This is a genomic window from Dactylosporangium sp. NPDC051485 (assembly GCF_040682015.1).
Lineage (GTDB): Bacteria > Actinomycetota > Actinomycetes > Mycobacteriales > Micromonosporaceae > Dactylosporangium.
The window spans coordinates 149,242-166,182 of record NZ_JBFAZW010000005.1 but is presented as its reverse complement, the minus strand read 5'-3'; the positions used below and the strand labels follow the sequence as shown (position 1 = coordinate 166,182).

Here is a 16,941-nt window from a genome sequence, read left to right as displayed (position 1 = left end):
GTGCCACCGTCCTCTCGGCCCCACGGCGCCCCGCGCATGGGGCGCAGCCTCTTGTTGCCTTTCGGGGGCGGGCCGACCGGCGATCGCCGGTCGGCCCGCTGTGCTAGGAGTGCCGGATCAGGGGTAGCTGATCACGTTGGACGGCGAGACGTTCGAGGCCTGAGCCGCGGCACCCGTGTCGTTGATGACGTGGGTGATCGAGCCCTTGCCCAGCGACACCGTGAGGATGTCGTGGAACTTCACGTTGGCGTTGTTGGGCACCTCGTAGGCGTGGTACGCGGCGATGGACGGGTCGCTGTTGAAGACGCAGTAGCTGCCCATGCCCCAGGCCTCGTGCGAGGTGACGGTGTTGGCCACCTTGTACGCGGCGTAGCCGGTGATCCCGTCGTGGGACCAGGCGGCGGCCGACGGCGGGTCGTAGGGCAGCTCGTTCTGGAAGAAGATCGTCTTGCCGCCGTTGCCGTTCCAGATCACGTTGTACTTCTGGAAGTGCTCGACGAACAGGCCGTAGCCGGTGACGTTCTGGCCGTTGACGATGAGACCGGTGTCGGAGGGGTTGGACGTCCAGCCCGCTCCGTCGCCGTGGTCGGCCCGCCAGGCCCAGATGTGGTCGATGATCGTGTTGTTGTTGTTGACCACCAGGGCGTTGGTGACCTTGGCCGCGCCCGCGCCGCCGACGCGCAGGAACACGTCGGAGATCAGGTTCGGCGCGCCCGCGTGGTTGGCGCTGGCGCCGTTCGGGCCGACCTGCAGCAGCGCCGGGCTGTTCGTCGTGCCCGCGTCGAAGAGCAGGCTCGCGATCTTCACGCCGTCGACGTCACCGACGGCCATCGGCAGCGCGCCGTTGTCCGCCACGATCGTCGCGTAGCCCAGGCCCAGCACGACCGTGCCGGCCCGGTTGATGTTCACGGTCTGGTTCAGGTGGTACACACCCGGCGTGAACAGCAGGTTCAGGCCCTGCGCCACGGCCTGGTTCAGCGTCGCCGCGCTCACGCCCGGCTTCGCCACGTAGAACTGGTTGAGCGCCAGCGACGTGCCCGGGGTCTGCCCGTTGATCCAGGTCGCACCCGAGGAGTTCGTCCGCAGCGACGGCACGAACACCCGGTAGCCACTCGCGTCGGCGTAGAGGTACGGCTTCTCCTGCGTCACCGGCGAGGTGCCCAGCACCGTGTACGGCGGGTTCGGGAAGCTCTGCGCCGGGGCGCCCTGCACGCCCGAGAACACCATGTTCCACACGGAGCCGTTCCAGCTGCCGATGGTGGAGTCCCGGGTGAACCACTGCTGCTGCGAGCAGGGGTTGATGTTGCCGCTGACCCGCGAGTCGGCGATGTAGCCGCCGGAGGCCCAGCCGCAGTCCGGCGAGGCGAGGGTCATGCCGCCGTGCACGTCGATGCGGCGGAACGGCGCGGCCTGCGCGACGGCCCAGCGGTCGACCCCGGAGACCGGGTAGATCGACAGGTTCTCCGCCGAGCGCCAGAAGTTCTGGGTGGCGTTGCCGGCGAACCAGCCCGCGTCGACGGTGACGTCGCCGTGGATCTGCACGTCCTGCGGGTTCTGGCCGAGGCCGTTGATCGACGTGTAGAAGCCGATCTGCGCGTTGAGGCCGCTGTAGGAGCCCGGCTTGAACAGGAGCTGGTAGCGCTCGGTGCCGAACTGGTTCTTCTCCTGCTGGGTGAAGACCTGGTCCAGCTTCGCCTGGATCGTCGCCGAGGACTGGCTCGGGTCGAACACGATCACGTTGGCGCCGAGGTCACCGCCGCCCGGCAGCTGCGGGCCGGTGGGCGTCGGGGTCGGGCTGGCCGACGGCGACGGCGACGAGGACGTCGGGCCGCTGCCACCGGCGTTGACGATGAGCTCCCAGATCGAGTACCCGTAGCCGGTGCCGCGGGCGGTGCCGTACACCCGGATCCAGCGACCCGAGCCGCTCAGCCCGCTGAGCGTCTGGTTGCCACCGGTCGCGCCGGTGACCGTCTTGATGGTCGTCCAGTTGGTGTTGTCGGTCGACGTCTGGATCTGGAAGTCCTTGCCGTAGGCGGCCTCCCAGTTGATCGTGACCTGGCAGATCTGCTGGACCGAGCCGAGGTCGACGCGCAGCCACTGCGGGTCGCTGGCCGCGCTGGACCAGCGGGTGCCGCCGTTGCCGTCGACGGCCGCGGAGGCCGGGGTGCCGGCGTTCTCGGTGCTGGACGCGTCGGCCGTCTTGCCCTGCGCCACGTTGGTGGTGGTGTCGCACGGCCCCGAGGTCGGGTTGCCGCCGAACGAGCCGTAGACCTGGACCTCCCACAGGGAGTAGCCGTAGGCGGTGGCCCGGGCGGTGCCGTTCACGCGCACGTAGCGGCCGCTGCCGGTGACGTTCAGCGTCTGCGTGCCACCGGTGCCGGTGGTGGTCGAGTAGACGTTGGTCCACGCGTTGCCGTCGTTGGAGGTCTGGATCTGGAAGGCCGTCGCGTACGCCGCCTCCCAGTACAGCTTCACCTGCGAGATCGTGGCGGCCTGGCCCAGGTCGACCTGAATCCACTGCGGGTCACTGAAGGCGCTGGACCAGCGGGTCCCGGTGGTGTTGCCGTCGAACGCGGCGGACGCGGGGGAGCCGGCGTTCTCGGTCGACGACGCCGTGGCCGTCTTGCCCTGCGAGAGCAGGGTGTCCGCGGCGGAGGCGGTCAGCGTCGTGGTGACGGCGTACGTCGCCAGCACCACGACGGTGGCGATGGCGGCGAGGATGAGATTTCGGCGGCGGTGGTTCGCCGTTGGCGGTGCGGCGGTGTGCATTCTCTGCTCCTGATCCAGGGCATCGTCGACAGCCGGAACCCCACCACCGCGGCGGCGGTGGCGTTGTTGACACTTGTGTTCCGGCGGACGGGGTGTCAGGCTCACCAAACCGGGAACGGGCGGCCTGGGAACCGGGGTGGGGTTGGGAGAGCGCTCTCCCAACGACGAGAGTTATCCGCCGAGCCCGCCCTGTCAAGAGGTCCACGGTTCCGGAACTGAAATTTAGAGAGCGCTCTCCTGGAGTGATCCCTCGTATCGAATCCTGTAATCGATCCCGGCGTCCCGGGCGAACCTGGCCACGGCCTCCGAAAACGCCGCGTTTCGATCCCCGCCGGCGGCCTCGAACGCCCGGTCGACGATGAGCACCGTGAACGGCAGGGCCGTCAGCAGATCCAGCCGGACGGTCCGGGTGCCGGTGTGGTCCAGCGCGAACCCGGCCCCGGCCGCGCGCAGCTCGGTCATCGCCCGCCGCACCGCGTCGTCGTCGGCGAGCTGGGCGGCCGGCAGCGCGAGCGTGACCTCGGCCGGCGCGACCCCGGCCTCGGCCAGCAGGCCGAGCAGCTCGGCGGCGAACCCGGGCGAGACCAGCGCGGCCCGCCCGACCTCGATCGTGCACGGCGGGACCGCGGCGGCGATCGCCCGGCGCAGGTCCGAGCGCCGCGACTCCGGAGTCATCAGCAGGCCGCTGAGGTCCGGGGTGTACCGCGCGTGCGTACCCTTCCCACGCTTCTTCGCCGCGTACATGGCGATGTCGGCGTGGCGGAGCAGGTCGTGCGCGTCGTCGCCGGCCGGCCGGTCGGCCACCCCGACGCTCGCGGTCACCGTGAGCACGTGCCCGTGGCTGCGCACCGGCGCCGCGAGCTCGTCGATGATCCGCCCGGCGAGGGCGTCCAGCATGTGCTCGTCGTCCAGGTCCGCCAGCACGATGGCGAACTCGTCACCGCCGAGCCGGGCCACCAGGTCGGTCGGGCGGACCGCGGCCCGCAGCCGGCGGCCGACCTCGATCAGCAGCCCGTCGCCGACCGGATGGCCGAGCGTGTCGTTGACCGCCTTGAAGTCGTCCAGGTCGACCAGGATGGCCGCGGCCCCGGTCTCCAGGCGCTCGTTGAACAGCGCCCGGTTGGGCAGGCCGGTCAGCGCGTCGTGGGTCGCCTGCTCGTGCAGCAGCCGCTGGTGCTCGCGCACCGCGCGCAGCAGCCCGTCGTTGTCCCGGAAGGCGAGCAGCTGCCGGGCCACCACGACCCCGTTGGCCACGACCGCGCCGATGACCACGGGCAGGGTGCCGGCGCCGGTCGCGGCCACCATGACGAGCAGCAGATTGATGGCGGCGATGGCGAGGTACGGCAGCACCGAGTAGGGCCGCCGACGCGGCGGCGGCACGGCCGCGGCACCCGGCGTGACCCGGCGCCACTGCAGCACCCCGGCCGCGGCCACCAGCAAGGACTCGGCCGTGGTGATCACGTCGGAGACGCCGGCCAGGCGCGAACTCTGCAGGACCGGCACGAGGGCCGAGCCGATCGAGCCGAGCAGCACGACGAGGGCGAGCGTCTGCAGGGCCCGCACGTCGACCGCGGCGGTGCCGACCAGGATCAGCTTGACCACGGCCAGCACCGCGAGCAGGCACAGCACGCTCAGCACGAGCAGGCCGAGCACCTTGGGCAGCGGGGCGTCGGTGGCCACGAGCGGGCGCAGCACGAAGTGCCACAGGAAGGTGGCCGAACAGACCAGCACGGTGGCCGCGTCGAGGCCCAGCCGCAGCCAGTCGCCCCGGCTGCGGCTACGGGTGGGCAGCCGCAACAGCGCCCAGAGCACGAGCATGAGGGCGACGCTGAGCAGGACCACCGCGCCGGTGAGCACCGGGCCGGTCTTACGCCCGCCGAGGCTCGCCTCGGTCAGCGGCTTGGTCGCCGGCGCGATGAGCACGGCAGCGATCGCCATGTGCCGCCAGAACCGGCGGCCGGCCGGGTTGAGGCCGGGCGCGCGGGAGGCGCCGAAGAGGAAGCCGCCGCCGATCGCGATGCCGACGGCGCCCGGCACCCAACCGAGCGGGGTGAGCCGGTCGAAGCCGAAGAAGCGCGCAAGGCCCCAGCCGATGGCGAGCGTGAGGAGCGGCACGTAGAGGGCGAGCAGCCGGCTGGTCCTCACCGCCTGTCCTCACCGCCTTCGCCCCTGGCCGGCAGTTTCCGGCCGCCATACCTTCGGCTGAACAAGTGCAGAAATGAGCGGTCTCGTCCTCCCGATCGCGGACGTGCGGACAGGGTAGCCCCATGCGCGCGCCGCGATCCAGTACGTCGGAATAGTGGATCAATACTCAGTTTCCCGCCCGACCGGCCGATACCGCCGGCACGAGCGGTCCGGATCGCAGCGGCGCCCGGTCGCTGCTCGGGTGCCAGATCGCGCGTTTCAGCACCGTAATCTGTCGCTGATGCTCTCGCAGCAGCGCATTTGCGGCCTCTTCGATGGTCGCGGCACGTCCATCTTGCGCAATCGTTATCCGCCAGTGCCGCATCCCGCGCGCGGATATCGTCACGCTGCCGTCTTCTGATCGGCCGGTGGCGGTGATATATCCGCGTTGGGCGACATATTGCGCCGCCCGCCACCCGATCGGCGGCGGCTCGGCGCTGTGCCCCGCCGCGTCGAGCACCGCCCGGATGTGCGCGGCCCACAGCGCCCTCCCGAGCGACTCCAGATCCCGCTCCAGGTTGGTCGCGTCGTGCACGGCGATGCGCACTCGTTCGAGCCCGAACAGTTCCCCGGCCACCCCGCCCACCGCGGCCCGCACGTTCACTGCCATCCGAACAGTTCCGGCCGGTCGCTGACGGTGCTCGACGTGCCCTCCAGGGCCGCCGCCACCGCGTCGAGCCGCTCCCGCACGTGCCCGAGCAGCATCCGGATCGCCTCCCGCACCCGCTCGATCACCTCGAACGGATCGTCGGCGCTGAACGAGGTCTGCGGCGCCTCCCCCGGCGGCGTCGCCGCGAGCACCTGGGCCACCGCCGCCACCCCACCGGCCGCGAGCGAGGCCCCGCCGGTGAGCGGCACCGCGACGACCGCCGCCACCGAGGCCACGACGGTGAACGTGACCGTCCACTCGGTGCGCGTGCACTCCTTGCAGGCCGCCAGCGCCTGCAACGCCCGCTCGGCGATCTGCCCGGCGTCGTCGCGCGCCCGCGCCCAGATCTCGGCCTGCGCCACGACCGCCCGGTGCAGGACCACCCCGACCGCATACTGGTTGCGCACGAACGCCGGCCACGGCTCGAGGAAGTTCTGACGGAACCGCTCGGCCGCCGAGCCGCTCCAGAGATGCAAGGCCGCAGCGGTACCGCCGATCCGCGCGAGCTCCACATTGGCCGGACGATCCGTCCCATCCCCTGTGGACAGTCCACGAAGGACATCGTCGACGTCCGCGGCGAGCCGCAGGAACCGCGCCGGATCGGGAAACCCGGACACGGCCCGGAACGCGTCGGGAACGTCGGCGAACTCCCGCTCGACCGCCACCCGCCGCGCGGCGTCCGCCCCGAGCCCCGCCTGCGCCACGGCGACCGCCATGCGCTGGACCTCACAGGCGCGCTCCATGAGCCCTTCGTACGTCACCGCGGCCCCTCCGCGTTTCCGGCCCGCAGCCGGTCGAAGTCGGCCCCGGCCGCCGCATCGGCCCGCGCGTACTCCGCGGCCGCGACGCACACGGCCGCGGCCGCCTCCTCGATCTGCCCCTCGGCCGCCGCCAGCACGCTGACCAGCTGCGCCCGCAGCGCACACCATTGCCGGTCGTCGTGCCGCACGCTTCCGAAGCCGTCCGCCGCCCGCCGGTACACGCCGGCGAGCGCCGGCAGGTCGACCCGCCCGGCCCGCCAAAGCCGATAGATCTCCACCCCGAGCACGTCTCCCCCGCCCTGTGTCGCTTGCCCTGTCGCTTGCGCTGCGTCCGCTTGCGCTGTGTCCGCTTGCGCTGTGTCGCTTCGCGCGACGGAGGCTAGGGTCCAGCGCCACTTCACGGCGAGTCTGCTTTGTCGGGATTTGTCCCGATGCTAAGCAGGTCCGAGCAGGTCCCACCGGTTCCCGGCGATATCCCGGAAGACGACGATCCGCCCGTACTCCTCCACGCGCGGTAACCCCTCGAACGCCACCCCGTGTTCAACCATCCGCGCGTAGGTAGCGTCGAAGTCCTCCACCCGGAGAAAGAACCCGACCCGCCCGGCCGCCTGCTCCCCCACCCCGGCCAGCTGCCGCTCCCCGTCAGCCTGCGCAAGCAACAGCCCGGTCCCCCCGTGGGGCGGCCGCACCACCACCCACCGCTTCGCCCGCCCCCCGACCGAGGTGACCGAGGGCGAGTCCTCGACCAGCTCGAACCCGAGCACCCGGACAAAGAACTCAATCGCCGGGTCGTACGCCTCCACCACGATCGCCACAAGATCAAGCCGCATCCCCGGAGCCTACGGGGATACCGCGTGGGCAGCCGCCGGAGGCATGCGCTAAGCTGTACCGGCTGCGGGCGAGAGCAAGCAGCACCGGGACATAGCGCAGCTTGGTAGCGCACTTGACTGGGGGTCAAGGGGTCGTGGGTTCAAATCCCGCTGTCCCGACGTGAGAAAAGGCCAGCTCAGCTGGCCTTTTTCGTCGAACGTGGCGAATGTTCCGATCATCTCGTGACACGTGATTTTGCCCGTACGGGCGTACTGCTTACGCAAAGTGGCTGCTGGACAACCTTTGGATCTTGCAGTGCGACGGTTAGCGACAGGTCTGCGGTTGCCGCTTCTCGACATGTGAAGATCGGCCGATCGCCGCCTGAAGTGCTCCTTTGCGTATGCTGCGGTCATTCCTCGCCCGCAAACCGGCCCCTTGACATGTCCGTACCGCTTATGTCCGTTGTGGATGATCACGACACATGCGCGACACGTACGCGCGTACGGTGATCTTCCAACCTGCGGCACCCTCTGGATGCTGCCAGCTGAATCAACGACCTCGCGCCAACGGCACGAATGGGCCGCCAACGCGAGGGTGAAATGACATGCGACGTGCAAGCTGTTCCCGGGCGGCCGAGCAGGACGCAGGCAACGACCCGCCCATGTGAGCAGCCTCAATGAAGTGTCTGGTAGGCGTCGACTCGTTGCGTCCTGAATAGTCCTGATAGCCGCCGCGGCGGGCAGACGGCCGACCGGCTCCTCCGCCGGCCGGCCGCGACGCCAACAGCCGTCCTGCGACGTCTCCAGCCGGCTACATCGACCGGTACGTCGGTGGGCGTTCACCGACCCGCAGGAACCACGGGACCACTTCGTCCTCCGCCGGCAGGTGCACCGCGGCCGCGGCCTCCCACGCGTCCAGCTCGTCGTCGTGGCAGCCCGTGGCGGTCGCCGCGGCCACCCGGGCCGCCTCGGAGGCCGCCGGGGCGTGCCGTTGCGGAATGTCAGCGTGAGCGGCCATGCCGGCACTGAGGCCGCCGGCCACCCCGCGGGCTCCTCGATGACGGCCTCGGCGACCGGGGTAAGGAACAGCACCGGCGGATGGAACACCAGCTCGGTCCCGCCCGCGTCGACGACCCGATCCCCGGGGTCCAGGAATGCATACGAGCGGTGCTGCAGGACCACCTCGATCGGATCCATGTACGGGTTCACCGAATTGTCGTAGCGTCCGTATCCACCCTGCGGTGGCGTCCCGACTGGCACCACGGCCAGCAGTGCCTGCACCACGGTGCGCCGGTAGGCGACGTAGGTGTACGCCTCGGCGGCATACACCAGCTGCTTGGGGATCTCGACCCGGCAGGTGTCGCCCGTTGCAACCTCCGCCGCTGGCGGCGTCAGGACGAATGGGTCCCGGTCACTCGGTGAAGCATGCTTCTCGAACTGCCGGAGCATGCCGGCCACCCAGGGCAGCTGCAGCAGAACTCCGTGGCTGTTGTCGGTGTCGGCCACGGTCGCCTCGACCGGCGCGCACGACAGCTGCAGCACGTCACCGGAGCGGAACGGCGCCCGGCCCACGCTGTCCGGCTGGAACTGCCGCTCCTCCGCCGCGACCAGCACCACCGGCTCCTCGCCGGCGACTCGGCCGCCCGCCGGGGCGTGCCCGGCATGGCGGACCCGCGGCACCGGTCGCGGCGGCAAGGGGCCGGCCACAGTGAGCTCATACTCGACCGCCAGCTGCTCGATCAGCGGCCCGAGGTCGGTCGTGATCTGCCGGACGGCTTCGACCGCGGCGGCCCGCGACACGCCGCGGACCGCCTCCACCGTCCGCTGCTGCGCCTCCAGTTCCAGCTCAGCCCACCGCTCCGCGTCCCGGATCAGGGTGTTGAAGACCTCGTCGGCGGCGTACCCGGCCCACAGCGCCCAGGCCTCCGCCGGATCCGAGGCGCCGGCGTGCAGAGCGCGCCGCAGGGCCTCCGTCGACGCCTCGAAGAACTGGTGATCGGCGACCCGGTCGCGCTGCCTCGTCCCGACCCGCCGCCACAACGGCGCGCAGACCTCCAACGTCGGCGGGGTGCCCGGATCGAGCAGCACCCCGACCGCCTCACGCCACGTCCACCGCTCCCGATCATTGCCGAACGCCTCGATCAGCGGCGCCACCCGATACGCGCAACCAGCAGCGAACACCGCATGCTGCCACGCCTCCAGCCCCTGCAGCGGCTCCTTGCTCACCATTGCGCTCCTACGTCCTCCACCAGGCGCCACCGTGGGCGCCGCTACTGCACCACGCTCGCGCCCGGAGCGCTGCAGCGCATCGTGCCTGCTCGATGGATTGGTCCGCTCAGCCGGGCGCTCGAACCGATTGTTAGCATGGCAATCGGGTCGGGAGCAGCACGCGTCGGCGCTTACGCAACAGCTCTCCGCAGGCCCGCCAGCAGCGACTGACAGAATCTGAGTCGGGCGGTGGAAAGAATCCATATCAGCGACGAGTCACTGGCGGCAATCGCCGCGTTGCACGGCCGCCCGGTCGAGGCGGTGCGGCCCATCGCCTCCGGCGTCGCCAACCACGCGTTCCTCCTCGGTGACGACCTTGTGCTGCGCATTCCGCGCTCCGACGATTTCGTCGAGGATCTCGCCAAGGAGGCCGCGGTCATTCCGGTTGCCCGCAGGCTGGGGGTGCGCACGCCCGCGGTCGTGTCCTTCACGCGGGGACGCGCTGAGGCCGGTGTGCCGTTTCTCGTCCTGGAACGGGTGATCGGCATCGACCTCGAGCAGCGGGACGCGTCGAGCACCGCCGCCGGTCGAGCGTACGCCGACGTCGGCGGGCAGCTCGCTGCGCTGCATCGGCTCCGGCCCGGCGACGCGCCCGATCTCACGGCGCTGCCGGTCGAGGACACCTCGCCGAGCCCGTGGGAGCTGGTGCCCGAGCTCGCCGCAGCCGGCAGCATCGACCGCGACTCCGCGCGGTGGCTGACCGACTGGTTCACGAGGCTGTCAAAGCACATGCCGAGCGATCCCGACCAGGTGCTGGTGCACGGCGACATCGCACCGCAGAACCTGATCGTCGACCCGCGGACGGGCGAGCTCGCCGGCATCGTCGACTGGGGTGACGCGATGTGGGCCGATCCGGCCGCCGAGTTCGCCAAGATCCCGCTGAGCGAGATCGGCCCGATGGTTGAGGCGTATCGCGCCACAGCGGAGCCGGCCGACGGTGAGTGGGAGGCGCGCCTGCTGTGGTACCACCTGCACTGGGCACTCGGCAGGCTTCGCGATCCCGCGCCGCGGCCCGGCCAGCGGCACTGGTCGGCACCGCCGGCGAGCCGAATTCTGCACCTGCTCAGATTCCTTGCCGGGTCGCCGCCGGCACCCTGGTCCCGGCTGTGCTAGCGACGCTGCGCCCGGCCCGATGTGCACCGTCCACAATGGACGTGAGCTGAGCCGAGTAGGAGGCCCACTCCTCGTCGATGCGGGCCTGGTCGACGCTGCGTCCGGGTGACCGTTCGAGGCAGCCGAGCGCGGCCGCGGTGAACGCCTCGACGTCGTCCACCGCCACGAAAGCGGCGTTCTCGGGCGCCGCGTCCCGGTGGCCGGGAATGTCGGTCAGGACCATCGGCAGCCCATACCGTCGCGCCTCCAGGATCGAGATCGGAACGCCCTCGAACCGGCTCGTGGAGACGAGGTCGACCCGAGCAACGGCGCCGTGACGACGGTCGGCACGCAGGCACCGACCGGCGGCTACGCGGCGAGTTCCCTCGTCTCGGTCGGCGGGTACCTGTACGCCAGCCCGGGCAACAGCAGCGGCACCTACACCACGATCGTCCGCATGAGCAAGACGACCGGCACCGGCGGCGCGGTCGCGACAGGGCTCACCGGCATCACCGGCACGGCCTCGGACGGCACCCAACTGTTCCTCGCCGGCACGGCCGTCAAGACCATCACCTGACGGTCGCGGGCCGGCTGATGTAGTTGTCCAGAAAGTAGCTGTAGATCTGCAGGTGGCCTTGTAGAGCGCCGTCGAGGTAGGCCAGGTAGTCGACCAGGCCGCCGGCCGCTTCTCGTTCGTCGGCGCGGTCCGAGTCGCTCCAGCGCCGATGCTTGGTCGTGATCCACTCCTGGAGGCGTCCCCGGTCGCGCCACCACTGGCGGACAAGAGCCGGCGTCCAGTACGCGTCGCCGTCGCAGGCCCAGCCGGCCCATGGGTCCTCCCGGGCCGCGACGAGGACGGCGCGGAGCTCCTCGGAAAAGGCCGCGGCGGCGGAGATCTACGAGGACGGCGGGTACGTGTTCTGCCGCGAGGACGGTCTGCCGTACTACCCCCGATACCTGACCCAGGAATGGGAGCGGTGCTGCCGGGCCGCCGGAGTCCCGGTCATCTCGCTGCACGATGGTCGACACACCGCGGCCACCACCGGCGCCGACGCGGGCGTGCCGCAGCACGTCATGAAGGATCTCCTCGGCCACGCTGACGCCCGGACGACCGATGAGTGGTACACCCACGTCCTCGACCCGAGCAAGCGCAAGGCCGCGGACCTGATGGAGAGCGCCATCTTCGGCACGACCCAACCGCCAGCCGAGAACCCGCAGGCCGCACCCTCGAATCCAACCAAGCGCCTCGCCGACGCCCACCGACGTATCCGCCGCGCCGCGTAGAAGCTGGGACATCGTGGCCGCCGCCTGGTTCGCGGCGGCCACGATTCTCTGATCCGCAGGTTCTACCGGTCGACACACATAGCGGGACGTGCCGACCGACGATGAGCCGGATTCCTGCGGGTACTCAGCCTCGCCCGCCGAGAGGGTCATATTTGGCCCCAGGCAGATGTCGAGCACACATAATGTTGTTTTACAGTCCCTCCCGAGGCGTCACAGCGTCGAAAGCGGTGGCGTTGTCTTGGACCTGTCGCATGTTCTGCTCGGCCCATTCGCGCAGAGCCAACAACGGCGGGACGAGTGATGTGCCCAGGTCTGTGAGGCGGTAGTGCACGCGTGGAGGCGTGGTTGTCTCAACGCGGCGTGCGACGAGTCCGTCTCGCTCCAAGGATTTGAGCGTCTGGGCCAGCATCTTCTGGGATATTCCGGCCATCTGGCGTTTCAGTTCCGTGAACCGCAGTTCGCCCTGGACGCTCGCCAGTGACAGTACGGCCATCGTGGTCCATTTCGAGCCCACCCGGTCGAGCAGCAGTCTCGTCGGACATGCGGGGTTGAAGAGGTCTCCTGAGCGGGAGGGCGTTACCTGTGGGTGACGTGGTGTGTGGAAGGTGCCTTCTTGCTGCATCTGGGTCGGTCTCCTACGGTAACCAGGTCGCCAAGTGTAACTGAGGAGATCACTGTGCGCCAGGATGCACTCACCTCCCACATCCCCGCAGCCACCACGCGCCGGATTCCGGTCGACGGCGTAGAACTTGCCGTGGAGATCACGGGCCACGGACCTGCCGTGCTGTTGCTCCACGGATTCCCACACACCCGCGCGATCTGGCGGGACGTCGTACCGCATCTGGTCGCGGCAGGGTTCCGAGTTGTCGTACCCGACTTGCACGGGCTGGGCGACAGCGGGCCTGCCGTGCGCGGCTACGAGGCGCCGGTACTCGCCGCGGATCTGATCGGTCTCCTGGACGTCCTCGACGTCCGCCAGGCACATGTCGCCGGTATCGACCTGGGTGTGGCGCCGGCATTCGCGCTCGCAGCGGCATTTCCGCAACGGGTGGTCACTCTGACGTTGTCCGAGGGTCTGATCGGCTCGCTGCCTGGTGCCGAGGCATTCCTGCAGAACGGGCCGCCATGGTGGTTCGGCTTCCATCGCGCCCCCGGCGGCCTGGCCGAAGTTGTCGTCGAACACGCCGAGGAGCGGTACGTCCGCTACTTCCTCGAGTCGGGAAGCCGCCGAGGCGTGCCGGAGGACCTTACGCGGATTCTCGTCGAGGCGTACCGGGGCAGGGAGTCGCTCACGAATGCTTTCGACCACTACCGCGCCATGCCGGCGAATGCCGAATGGATCTCGAACTGGGCGCGGGAGCACACGTTGCAGATGCCGGTTCTGGCGATCGGCGGCAACGTCATCGGTGAGGCCACCGCATTGCAGCTCCGACCGATCTCCGGAACGCTCGCACAGCACAACCTCCCGGACAGCGGTCACATAACTCCGATCGACCAGCCGGGCAAGTTCGCTGAACTCCTGGTCGATCACGCCAGAAGAACCTGAACGCGCACGCCGTTCGAGCACCTGCCGTCGCGCTGGGCAGGTGATCGCGGTGGTGACAATCGACGGTGTGGCATCAGGCCTGCTCGATTGGCCGGTCGGCATCGGCTGTCCATCCCGACCACGAGGCGACGTAGACCGGGACGGTGCGGGCCGAGGGTGGCGTAGGCGAACGCGACGGTGGTGGCCGGACAGTTCACGTGCCCGGCGCTGCAACACGTTGGCGGGCAGTCCCACGGCGTCGGCCAGCTCACCGATCCGTGCCTGCCGCTGCCGCCGGTCTCCGGCGCGGTAGCGGACCAGGGGCTCGCCGATGATGCGTGACACCGTGTACCGAGGATCGAGCTTGTTCGCGCTTCCGACTCTGTTGATCTTTAATGCCACATATCGCGACCCGTGAGGTATCTCCGACGACGTCGAGCCGGGATACTGCGGTGCATGAGGTTCGCCGTGCGGCGGATGGTGCGGGGCTGGTGGGCGCGAGCTCGTGGGTGGTGGCTGATCAGCGGGGCGGCGGCCGTGGCTGCGCTGGTCTCCGCTGCCGGCAACCGGTATGGCGGGCTCGGCGCTTCGCTCGTCGTGGCCGTGGTGGGTACGGTTGCCGGGGTCGCCGCGGAGCGGGGCCGGGCGCGACTGGGCCGGGTGCTGCAGAGGCCGGACCTGGTGCCACTGTCCCGGCCATCGCCCGCGTGGACCGGTTGACCGACCCGATCCGGATGGGCGTGCACCGCGCCGAGGCGCTCGACAGCACCCCGGATCGCGTGCCGCCGTTTGTGCCGCGGGATCGACTGCCTCAGGTGGAGGCCGCGCTTCGGGGAGGCGGGTTCCTGCTCGTCACGGGCGACTCGATGGCCGGCAAGACTCGTCTGGTGTTCGAGGCGATGCGCCGGACTCTGACCCGCGAGGCCCGGATGGGCTGGCCGCAGCGGTCACTGCGGCGAGCCGGCATCGACCCAGTGTGTTGTGGCTGGATGACCTGGAGCGCTACCTCGGCCAGGGCGGGCTGACCCAGACGATCGTCGGCGACCTGCTGGACGTCCCAGGCGACGTAGTCATCCTCGCCACGATCCGCACTCACGAGCGCGACGCGCTGAGCCATCGGTACGATGCGGAACGGCCCATGACGGAACGGCCAATGGCCCGCGCCGGGCGCGAGGTGCTGGCTGCCGTCACGCACGAGGTGCGTCTGGAGCGGCTATGGAGCCACGACGAGCTTACCCGGGCAGGAGAGTTCCGCCACGACCCGCGGATCGCGCGGGCCCTGGATGGAGCCCATCGCCACGGTGTGGCCGAGTGGCTGGCAGCCGGCCCGCGCCTGCTCGATGCACTGCGCGACGCGTGGACGGTCGGTCCTCGTACCCGCGCCGCAGCGCTGGTCACCGCCGCGGTCGACGTACGGCGTACCGGCTACCACCGGCCCTTCCCTCTCGACCGGCTCCGGGCGCTGCATGAGCATTACCTGCTGGAACTCGGCGGTCCGGCGCTACGGCCCGGACCCTGGCAGGCCGCTCTGCATTGGGCCATCCAGCCGCTGTACGGCACGAGCAGCCTCCTCGAACCGGCAGCCGGCGCAAGCTATCTCGCCTTCGACTATCTCGTCGATGCCGCCGCGCGAGATCCGGAGGCGCGGCCTGTCCCGGAGTACACCTGGCTGGCGGTGGGTGAGCCCGGGTGCAGCACCTGGAACGCATGCCGGCCACCGGCGATCATCGACCGCTTCCCGTCAGGAGGCATCGAGGCTAAGCTACCGCCGTCGGTCGTCGGCCACTACGGGGAGTTCACGCATGCTACGGGTCGCACCGCCGGTCGCCGCACTGCTGGTGGCGGCGGGTGCACTGAGCGGCTGCAACACACCGGCGGAGAGCCCGCCGCCGGCGGCGAAGGTGACCCACACGGTGACCTACGAGCTGTTCCACTCCGGCGGTCCCGGATTGAAGATCGTCGGCGCCTACACCGACGAGCGGGGCGCGTTGGTGTCGGTCGACACCCCGCAGTCGACCTGGACGACGCAGGTCGACGTGGTGTATCCGGACGTCACGACCGTGGCCCTCGGCGGCAACGCGGCCCCGGACGGCGACGCCGTGCTCGGCACGCAGATCCCGAAGCTGCAGTGCCTCTTGTGGGTCGACGGCTCTATCGTCGCCCAGCAGCACTCGCTGAGCCCGCGGTGCGAGGCGAAGCTCACCGGCACCGTTACGACACCGAAGCCCGGCTCGCCCGCGCCGTCAGCATCCCGCTGACCCGTCAGCCTCGCAGCAGCTGCGCCAGGGCGGCCCTGGCCTGATCGGCCGTCGCCGTGGTGACCGGCGCGCACATGAACCCGTAGCGCAGGATGTGCCCGGCGAACGGCGGCTCGGGCAGCAGGTGCTCGCGCTCCAGCCGCTCGGCCAGGGCCGGCGCCCAGATCCCATGGCCGTCGGTGCGGTAGCCGCCGCCGACGGGCGCACCGGCGCGCAGATACCGCAGATACCGCTGGCGGCGGCCCGGATTGTCCAGGCGCTCACCGCCGACCTCCCCGGCGAGGACGAACTCCCCCACGGCGTCTCCGTTCGTCACCACGGCGGCGCCAGCGGCACGGCGTCGGCCACCGCCTCACAGTCCCACGCCGCGGGCGCGCCGTGGGGAGCCTTCGGGATCCGGACGGTCCACCGGCTCACGTCGAGCACCGGCCTGCCGCCGACGACCTCGGTGGTCTGCCGGGACGCGAAGAACGTCAGCTGCGTCGCGTCATCCGTGTCCCGTACCTGCGGCGCCGGGCCCTCGACCTCCTGGTCCTCGCGGATCGCCACGACGAGCGCTTCGACCCACGGTGCCGCACCGACGCGCAGCAGATCGGGCACGACCCGGACGTTGAACAGCCGGTCGCTGGTCTCGACGGCGAGTGCGGGACCACTGCTGGAACTCCTCCCGCAGGTCCAGGCCGTGCCGGTGGGCCTGCTCGACGAGCGCCGGGTCGACGCTCGCCCGGGCGGGTCGCGAAGCCGGTGTCGGGGAAGTCGGTCTGCAGCGTGCCGTCGGGGGCGGCCCGGTAGCGGCGGACGGTCCCGTCGGCCTCGGTGACGTCCAGCAGCACGTCCGCGCGGCGGACCTGGGCCAGCTGCAGCGCCGCGACGCCGCGCGGCGCGAGGGGTCAGTTCTACTGCGCCTTCTACGGCCCCGGCGACCTCGACGGCGTTGCCCGCAGTAACGCGACCTCGATCCGGACCCCGGGGGCGCGGCCCGTGCAGGCACTGGTCCGTCCCTGACTGTCCCTGGCCGGGCACCGGCCGGCGGCCGGCCGGCGTCTCGACGCAGACTAGCGATCGAAATATGGAGATTCTTCACAACGCTGGGTTGAGTCTGCTTAACCGTCCGCACCCCGGCGAGAGAGCGCTCTCTCACACACCCCATCGAGGTGGAGGGAGGCGACCGCACGCACACCCTTCGATAGACCGCTTGACAGAACCACCTGGACAGACCCGGTCGTCGCCGCTAACGGCGACCGGCACACCGACCCCGCGCAGCCTTCGGCGAGGCGCCGGGAGTCGAACACACCCCACCACCGCAATTGCGGTACAGACGTTATCGGCGCACGTCTTCGGC

20 protein-coding genes and 1 tRNA gene are annotated in these 16,941 nt (G+C 70.4%); 10 read left to right on the top strand and 11 right to left on the bottom strand.

Annotation, left to right across the window (positions count from 1 at the left end; genetic code table 11):
• Positions 1–117: 117 nt before the first annotated feature.
• The 6 genes from AB0M46_RS04630 to AB0M46_RS04605 all read right to left on the bottom strand — a co-directional run bounded on the left by AB0M46_RS04630 (position 118) and on the right by AB0M46_RS04605 (position 7,193).
• Positions 118–2,769 carry a discoidin domain-containing protein gene (locus AB0M46_RS04630; RefSeq protein ID WP_363332910.1) on the bottom strand — a complete coding sequence of 884 codons (2,652 nt, stop codon included), beginning with the start codon at positions 2,767–2,769 and terminating at the stop codon, positions 118–120.
• A gap of 222 nt (positions 2,770–2,991) precedes the next feature.
• Positions 2,992–4,914 carry a diguanylate cyclase gene (locus tag AB0M46_RS04625; RefSeq protein ID WP_363332908.1) on the bottom strand — a complete coding sequence of 641 codons (1,923 nt, stop codon included), beginning with the start codon at positions 4,912–4,914 and terminating at the stop codon, positions 2,992–2,994.
• Between the two features lie 166 nt (positions 4,915–5,080).
• Positions 5,081–5,563 carry a hypothetical protein gene (locus tag AB0M46_RS04620; protein ID WP_363332907.1) on the bottom strand — a complete coding sequence of 161 codons (483 nt, stop codon included), beginning with the start codon at positions 5,561–5,563 and terminating at the stop codon, positions 5,081–5,083.
• The gene (locus tag AB0M46_RS04615; RefSeq protein WP_363332905.1) at positions 5,554–6,363 is read right to left on the bottom strand and encodes a hypothetical protein; all 810 of its coding nucleotides are present in this window, start codon (positions 6,361–6,363) and stop codon (positions 5,554–5,556) included. The genes AB0M46_RS04620 and AB0M46_RS04615 overlap by 10 nt, the downstream gene beginning before the upstream one ends.
• On the bottom strand, positions 6,360–6,641 hold the full coding sequence (locus AB0M46_RS04610; RefSeq protein ID WP_363332903.1) for a hypothetical protein: 282 nt from the start codon (positions 6,639–6,641) through the stop codon (positions 6,360–6,362). The genes AB0M46_RS04615 and AB0M46_RS04610 overlap by 4 nt, the downstream gene beginning before the upstream one ends.
• Positions 6,642–6,797: 156 nt before the next feature.
• Entirely contained in the window at positions 6,798–7,193 is a 396-nt protein-coding gene (locus AB0M46_RS04605) for a VOC family protein (RefSeq protein WP_363332902.1), read from the bottom strand.
• Between the two features lie 85 nt (positions 7,194–7,278).
• On the opposite strand from AB0M46_RS04605, the gene AB0M46_RS04600 reads away from it, so the two are divergent.
• A tRNA-Pro gene (locus AB0M46_RS04600) sits at positions 7,279–7,352 on the top strand.
• 631 nt (positions 7,353–7,983) lie between these two features.
• Here AB0M46_RS04600 and AB0M46_RS04595 read toward each other — a convergent pair.
• On the bottom strand, positions 7,984–8,190 hold the full coding sequence (locus tag AB0M46_RS04595; protein ID WP_363332901.1) for a hypothetical protein: 207 nt from the start codon (positions 8,188–8,190) through the stop codon (positions 7,984–7,986).
• Between the two features lie 407 nt (positions 8,191–8,597).
• On the opposite strand from AB0M46_RS04595, the gene AB0M46_RS04590 reads away from it, so the two are divergent.
• Both AB0M46_RS04590 and AB0M46_RS04585 read left to right on the top strand, forming a co-directional pair.
• Positions 8,598–9,611 carry a hypothetical protein gene (locus AB0M46_RS04590; RefSeq protein WP_363332900.1) on the top strand — a complete coding sequence of 338 codons (1,014 nt, stop codon included), beginning with the start codon at positions 8,598–8,600 and terminating at the stop codon, positions 9,609–9,611.
• An 18-nt stretch (positions 9,612–9,629) separates the two neighbouring features.
• Positions 9,630–10,553 carry an aminoglycoside phosphotransferase family protein gene (locus AB0M46_RS04585; RefSeq protein ID WP_363332898.1) on the top strand — a complete coding sequence of 308 codons (924 nt, stop codon included), beginning with the start codon at positions 9,630–9,632 and terminating at the stop codon, positions 10,551–10,553.
• On the opposite strand, the gene AB0M46_RS04580 is transcribed toward AB0M46_RS04585, so the two are convergent.
• A complete protein-coding gene (locus tag AB0M46_RS04580) occupies positions 10,504–10,887 on the bottom strand; it encodes a glycosyltransferase (RefSeq protein WP_363332918.1) in 384 nt (127 codons plus the stop codon). The two genes, AB0M46_RS04585 and AB0M46_RS04580, sit on opposite strands and share 50 nt — an antisense overlap.
• Between AB0M46_RS04580 and AB0M46_RS04575 the strand changes: the two genes are divergently transcribed.
• Positions 10,867–11,109, top strand: a complete 243-nt coding sequence (locus tag AB0M46_RS04575; RefSeq protein ID WP_363332919.1) for a hypothetical protein — start codon at positions 10,867–10,869, stop codon at positions 11,107–11,109. The genes AB0M46_RS04580 and AB0M46_RS04575 overlap by 21 nt on opposite strands.
• Before the next feature lie 158 nt (positions 11,110–11,267).
• The gene (locus AB0M46_RS04570) at positions 11,268–11,816 is read left to right on the top strand and encodes a tyrosine-type recombinase/integrase (protein WP_363332897.1); all 549 of its coding nucleotides are present in this window, start codon (positions 11,268–11,270) and stop codon (positions 11,814–11,816) included.
• A gap of 190 nt (positions 11,817–12,006) precedes the next feature.
• On the opposite strand, the gene AB0M46_RS04565 is transcribed toward AB0M46_RS04570, so the two are convergent.
• On the bottom strand, positions 12,007–12,438 hold the full coding sequence (locus tag AB0M46_RS04565; protein WP_363332895.1) for a helix-turn-helix domain-containing protein: 432 nt from the start codon (positions 12,436–12,438) through the stop codon (positions 12,007–12,009).
• A 54-nt stretch (positions 12,439–12,492) separates the two neighbouring features.
• Between AB0M46_RS04565 and AB0M46_RS04560 the strand changes: the two genes are divergently transcribed.
• From AB0M46_RS04560 to AB0M46_RS04545, 4 genes are all read left to right on the top strand, one after another.
• Positions 12,493–13,362, top strand: a complete 870-nt coding sequence (locus AB0M46_RS04560) for an alpha/beta hydrolase (RefSeq protein WP_363332893.1) — start codon at positions 12,493–12,495, stop codon at positions 13,360–13,362.
• Between the two features lie 435 nt (positions 13,363–13,797).
• The gene (locus AB0M46_RS04555; RefSeq protein WP_363332892.1) at positions 13,798–14,061 is read left to right on the top strand and encodes a hypothetical protein; all 264 of its coding nucleotides are present in this window, start codon (positions 13,798–13,800) and stop codon (positions 14,059–14,061) included.
• Complete coding sequence (locus AB0M46_RS04550; protein WP_363332890.1) at positions 14,058–14,366, top strand: hypothetical protein; 309 nt, start codon at positions 14,058–14,060, stop codon at positions 14,364–14,366. Before AB0M46_RS04555 ends, AB0M46_RS04550 begins: the two co-directional genes overlap by 4 nt.
• A 777-nt stretch (positions 14,367–15,143) precedes the next feature.
• Positions 15,144–15,599 (top strand): hypothetical protein, encoded by a 456-nt coding sequence (locus AB0M46_RS04545; RefSeq protein ID WP_363332889.1) that lies wholly within the window; start codon positions 15,144–15,146, stop codon positions 15,597–15,599.
• A 4-nt stretch (positions 15,600–15,603) separates the two neighbouring features.
• Here the strand turns inward: AB0M46_RS04545 and AB0M46_RS04540 are convergent, their stop codons facing one another.
• Both AB0M46_RS04540 and AB0M46_RS04535 read right to left on the bottom strand, forming a co-directional pair.
• Positions 15,604–15,897 (bottom strand): hypothetical protein, encoded by a 294-nt coding sequence (locus tag AB0M46_RS04540; protein ID WP_363332888.1) that lies wholly within the window; start codon positions 15,895–15,897, stop codon positions 15,604–15,606.
• A gap of 14 nt (positions 15,898–15,911) precedes the next feature.
• A complete protein-coding gene (locus AB0M46_RS04535) occupies positions 15,912–16,199 on the bottom strand; it encodes a hypothetical protein (protein WP_363332887.1) in 288 nt (95 codons plus the stop codon).
• 216 nt (positions 16,200–16,415) lie between these two features.
• Here AB0M46_RS04535 and AB0M46_RS04530 point away from each other — a divergent pair, with 216 nt between their 5' ends.
• Complete coding sequence (locus tag AB0M46_RS04530; RefSeq protein WP_363332886.1) at positions 16,416–16,604, top strand: hypothetical protein; 189 nt, start codon at positions 16,416–16,418, stop codon at positions 16,602–16,604.
• Positions 16,605–16,941: the final 337 nt, after the last annotated feature.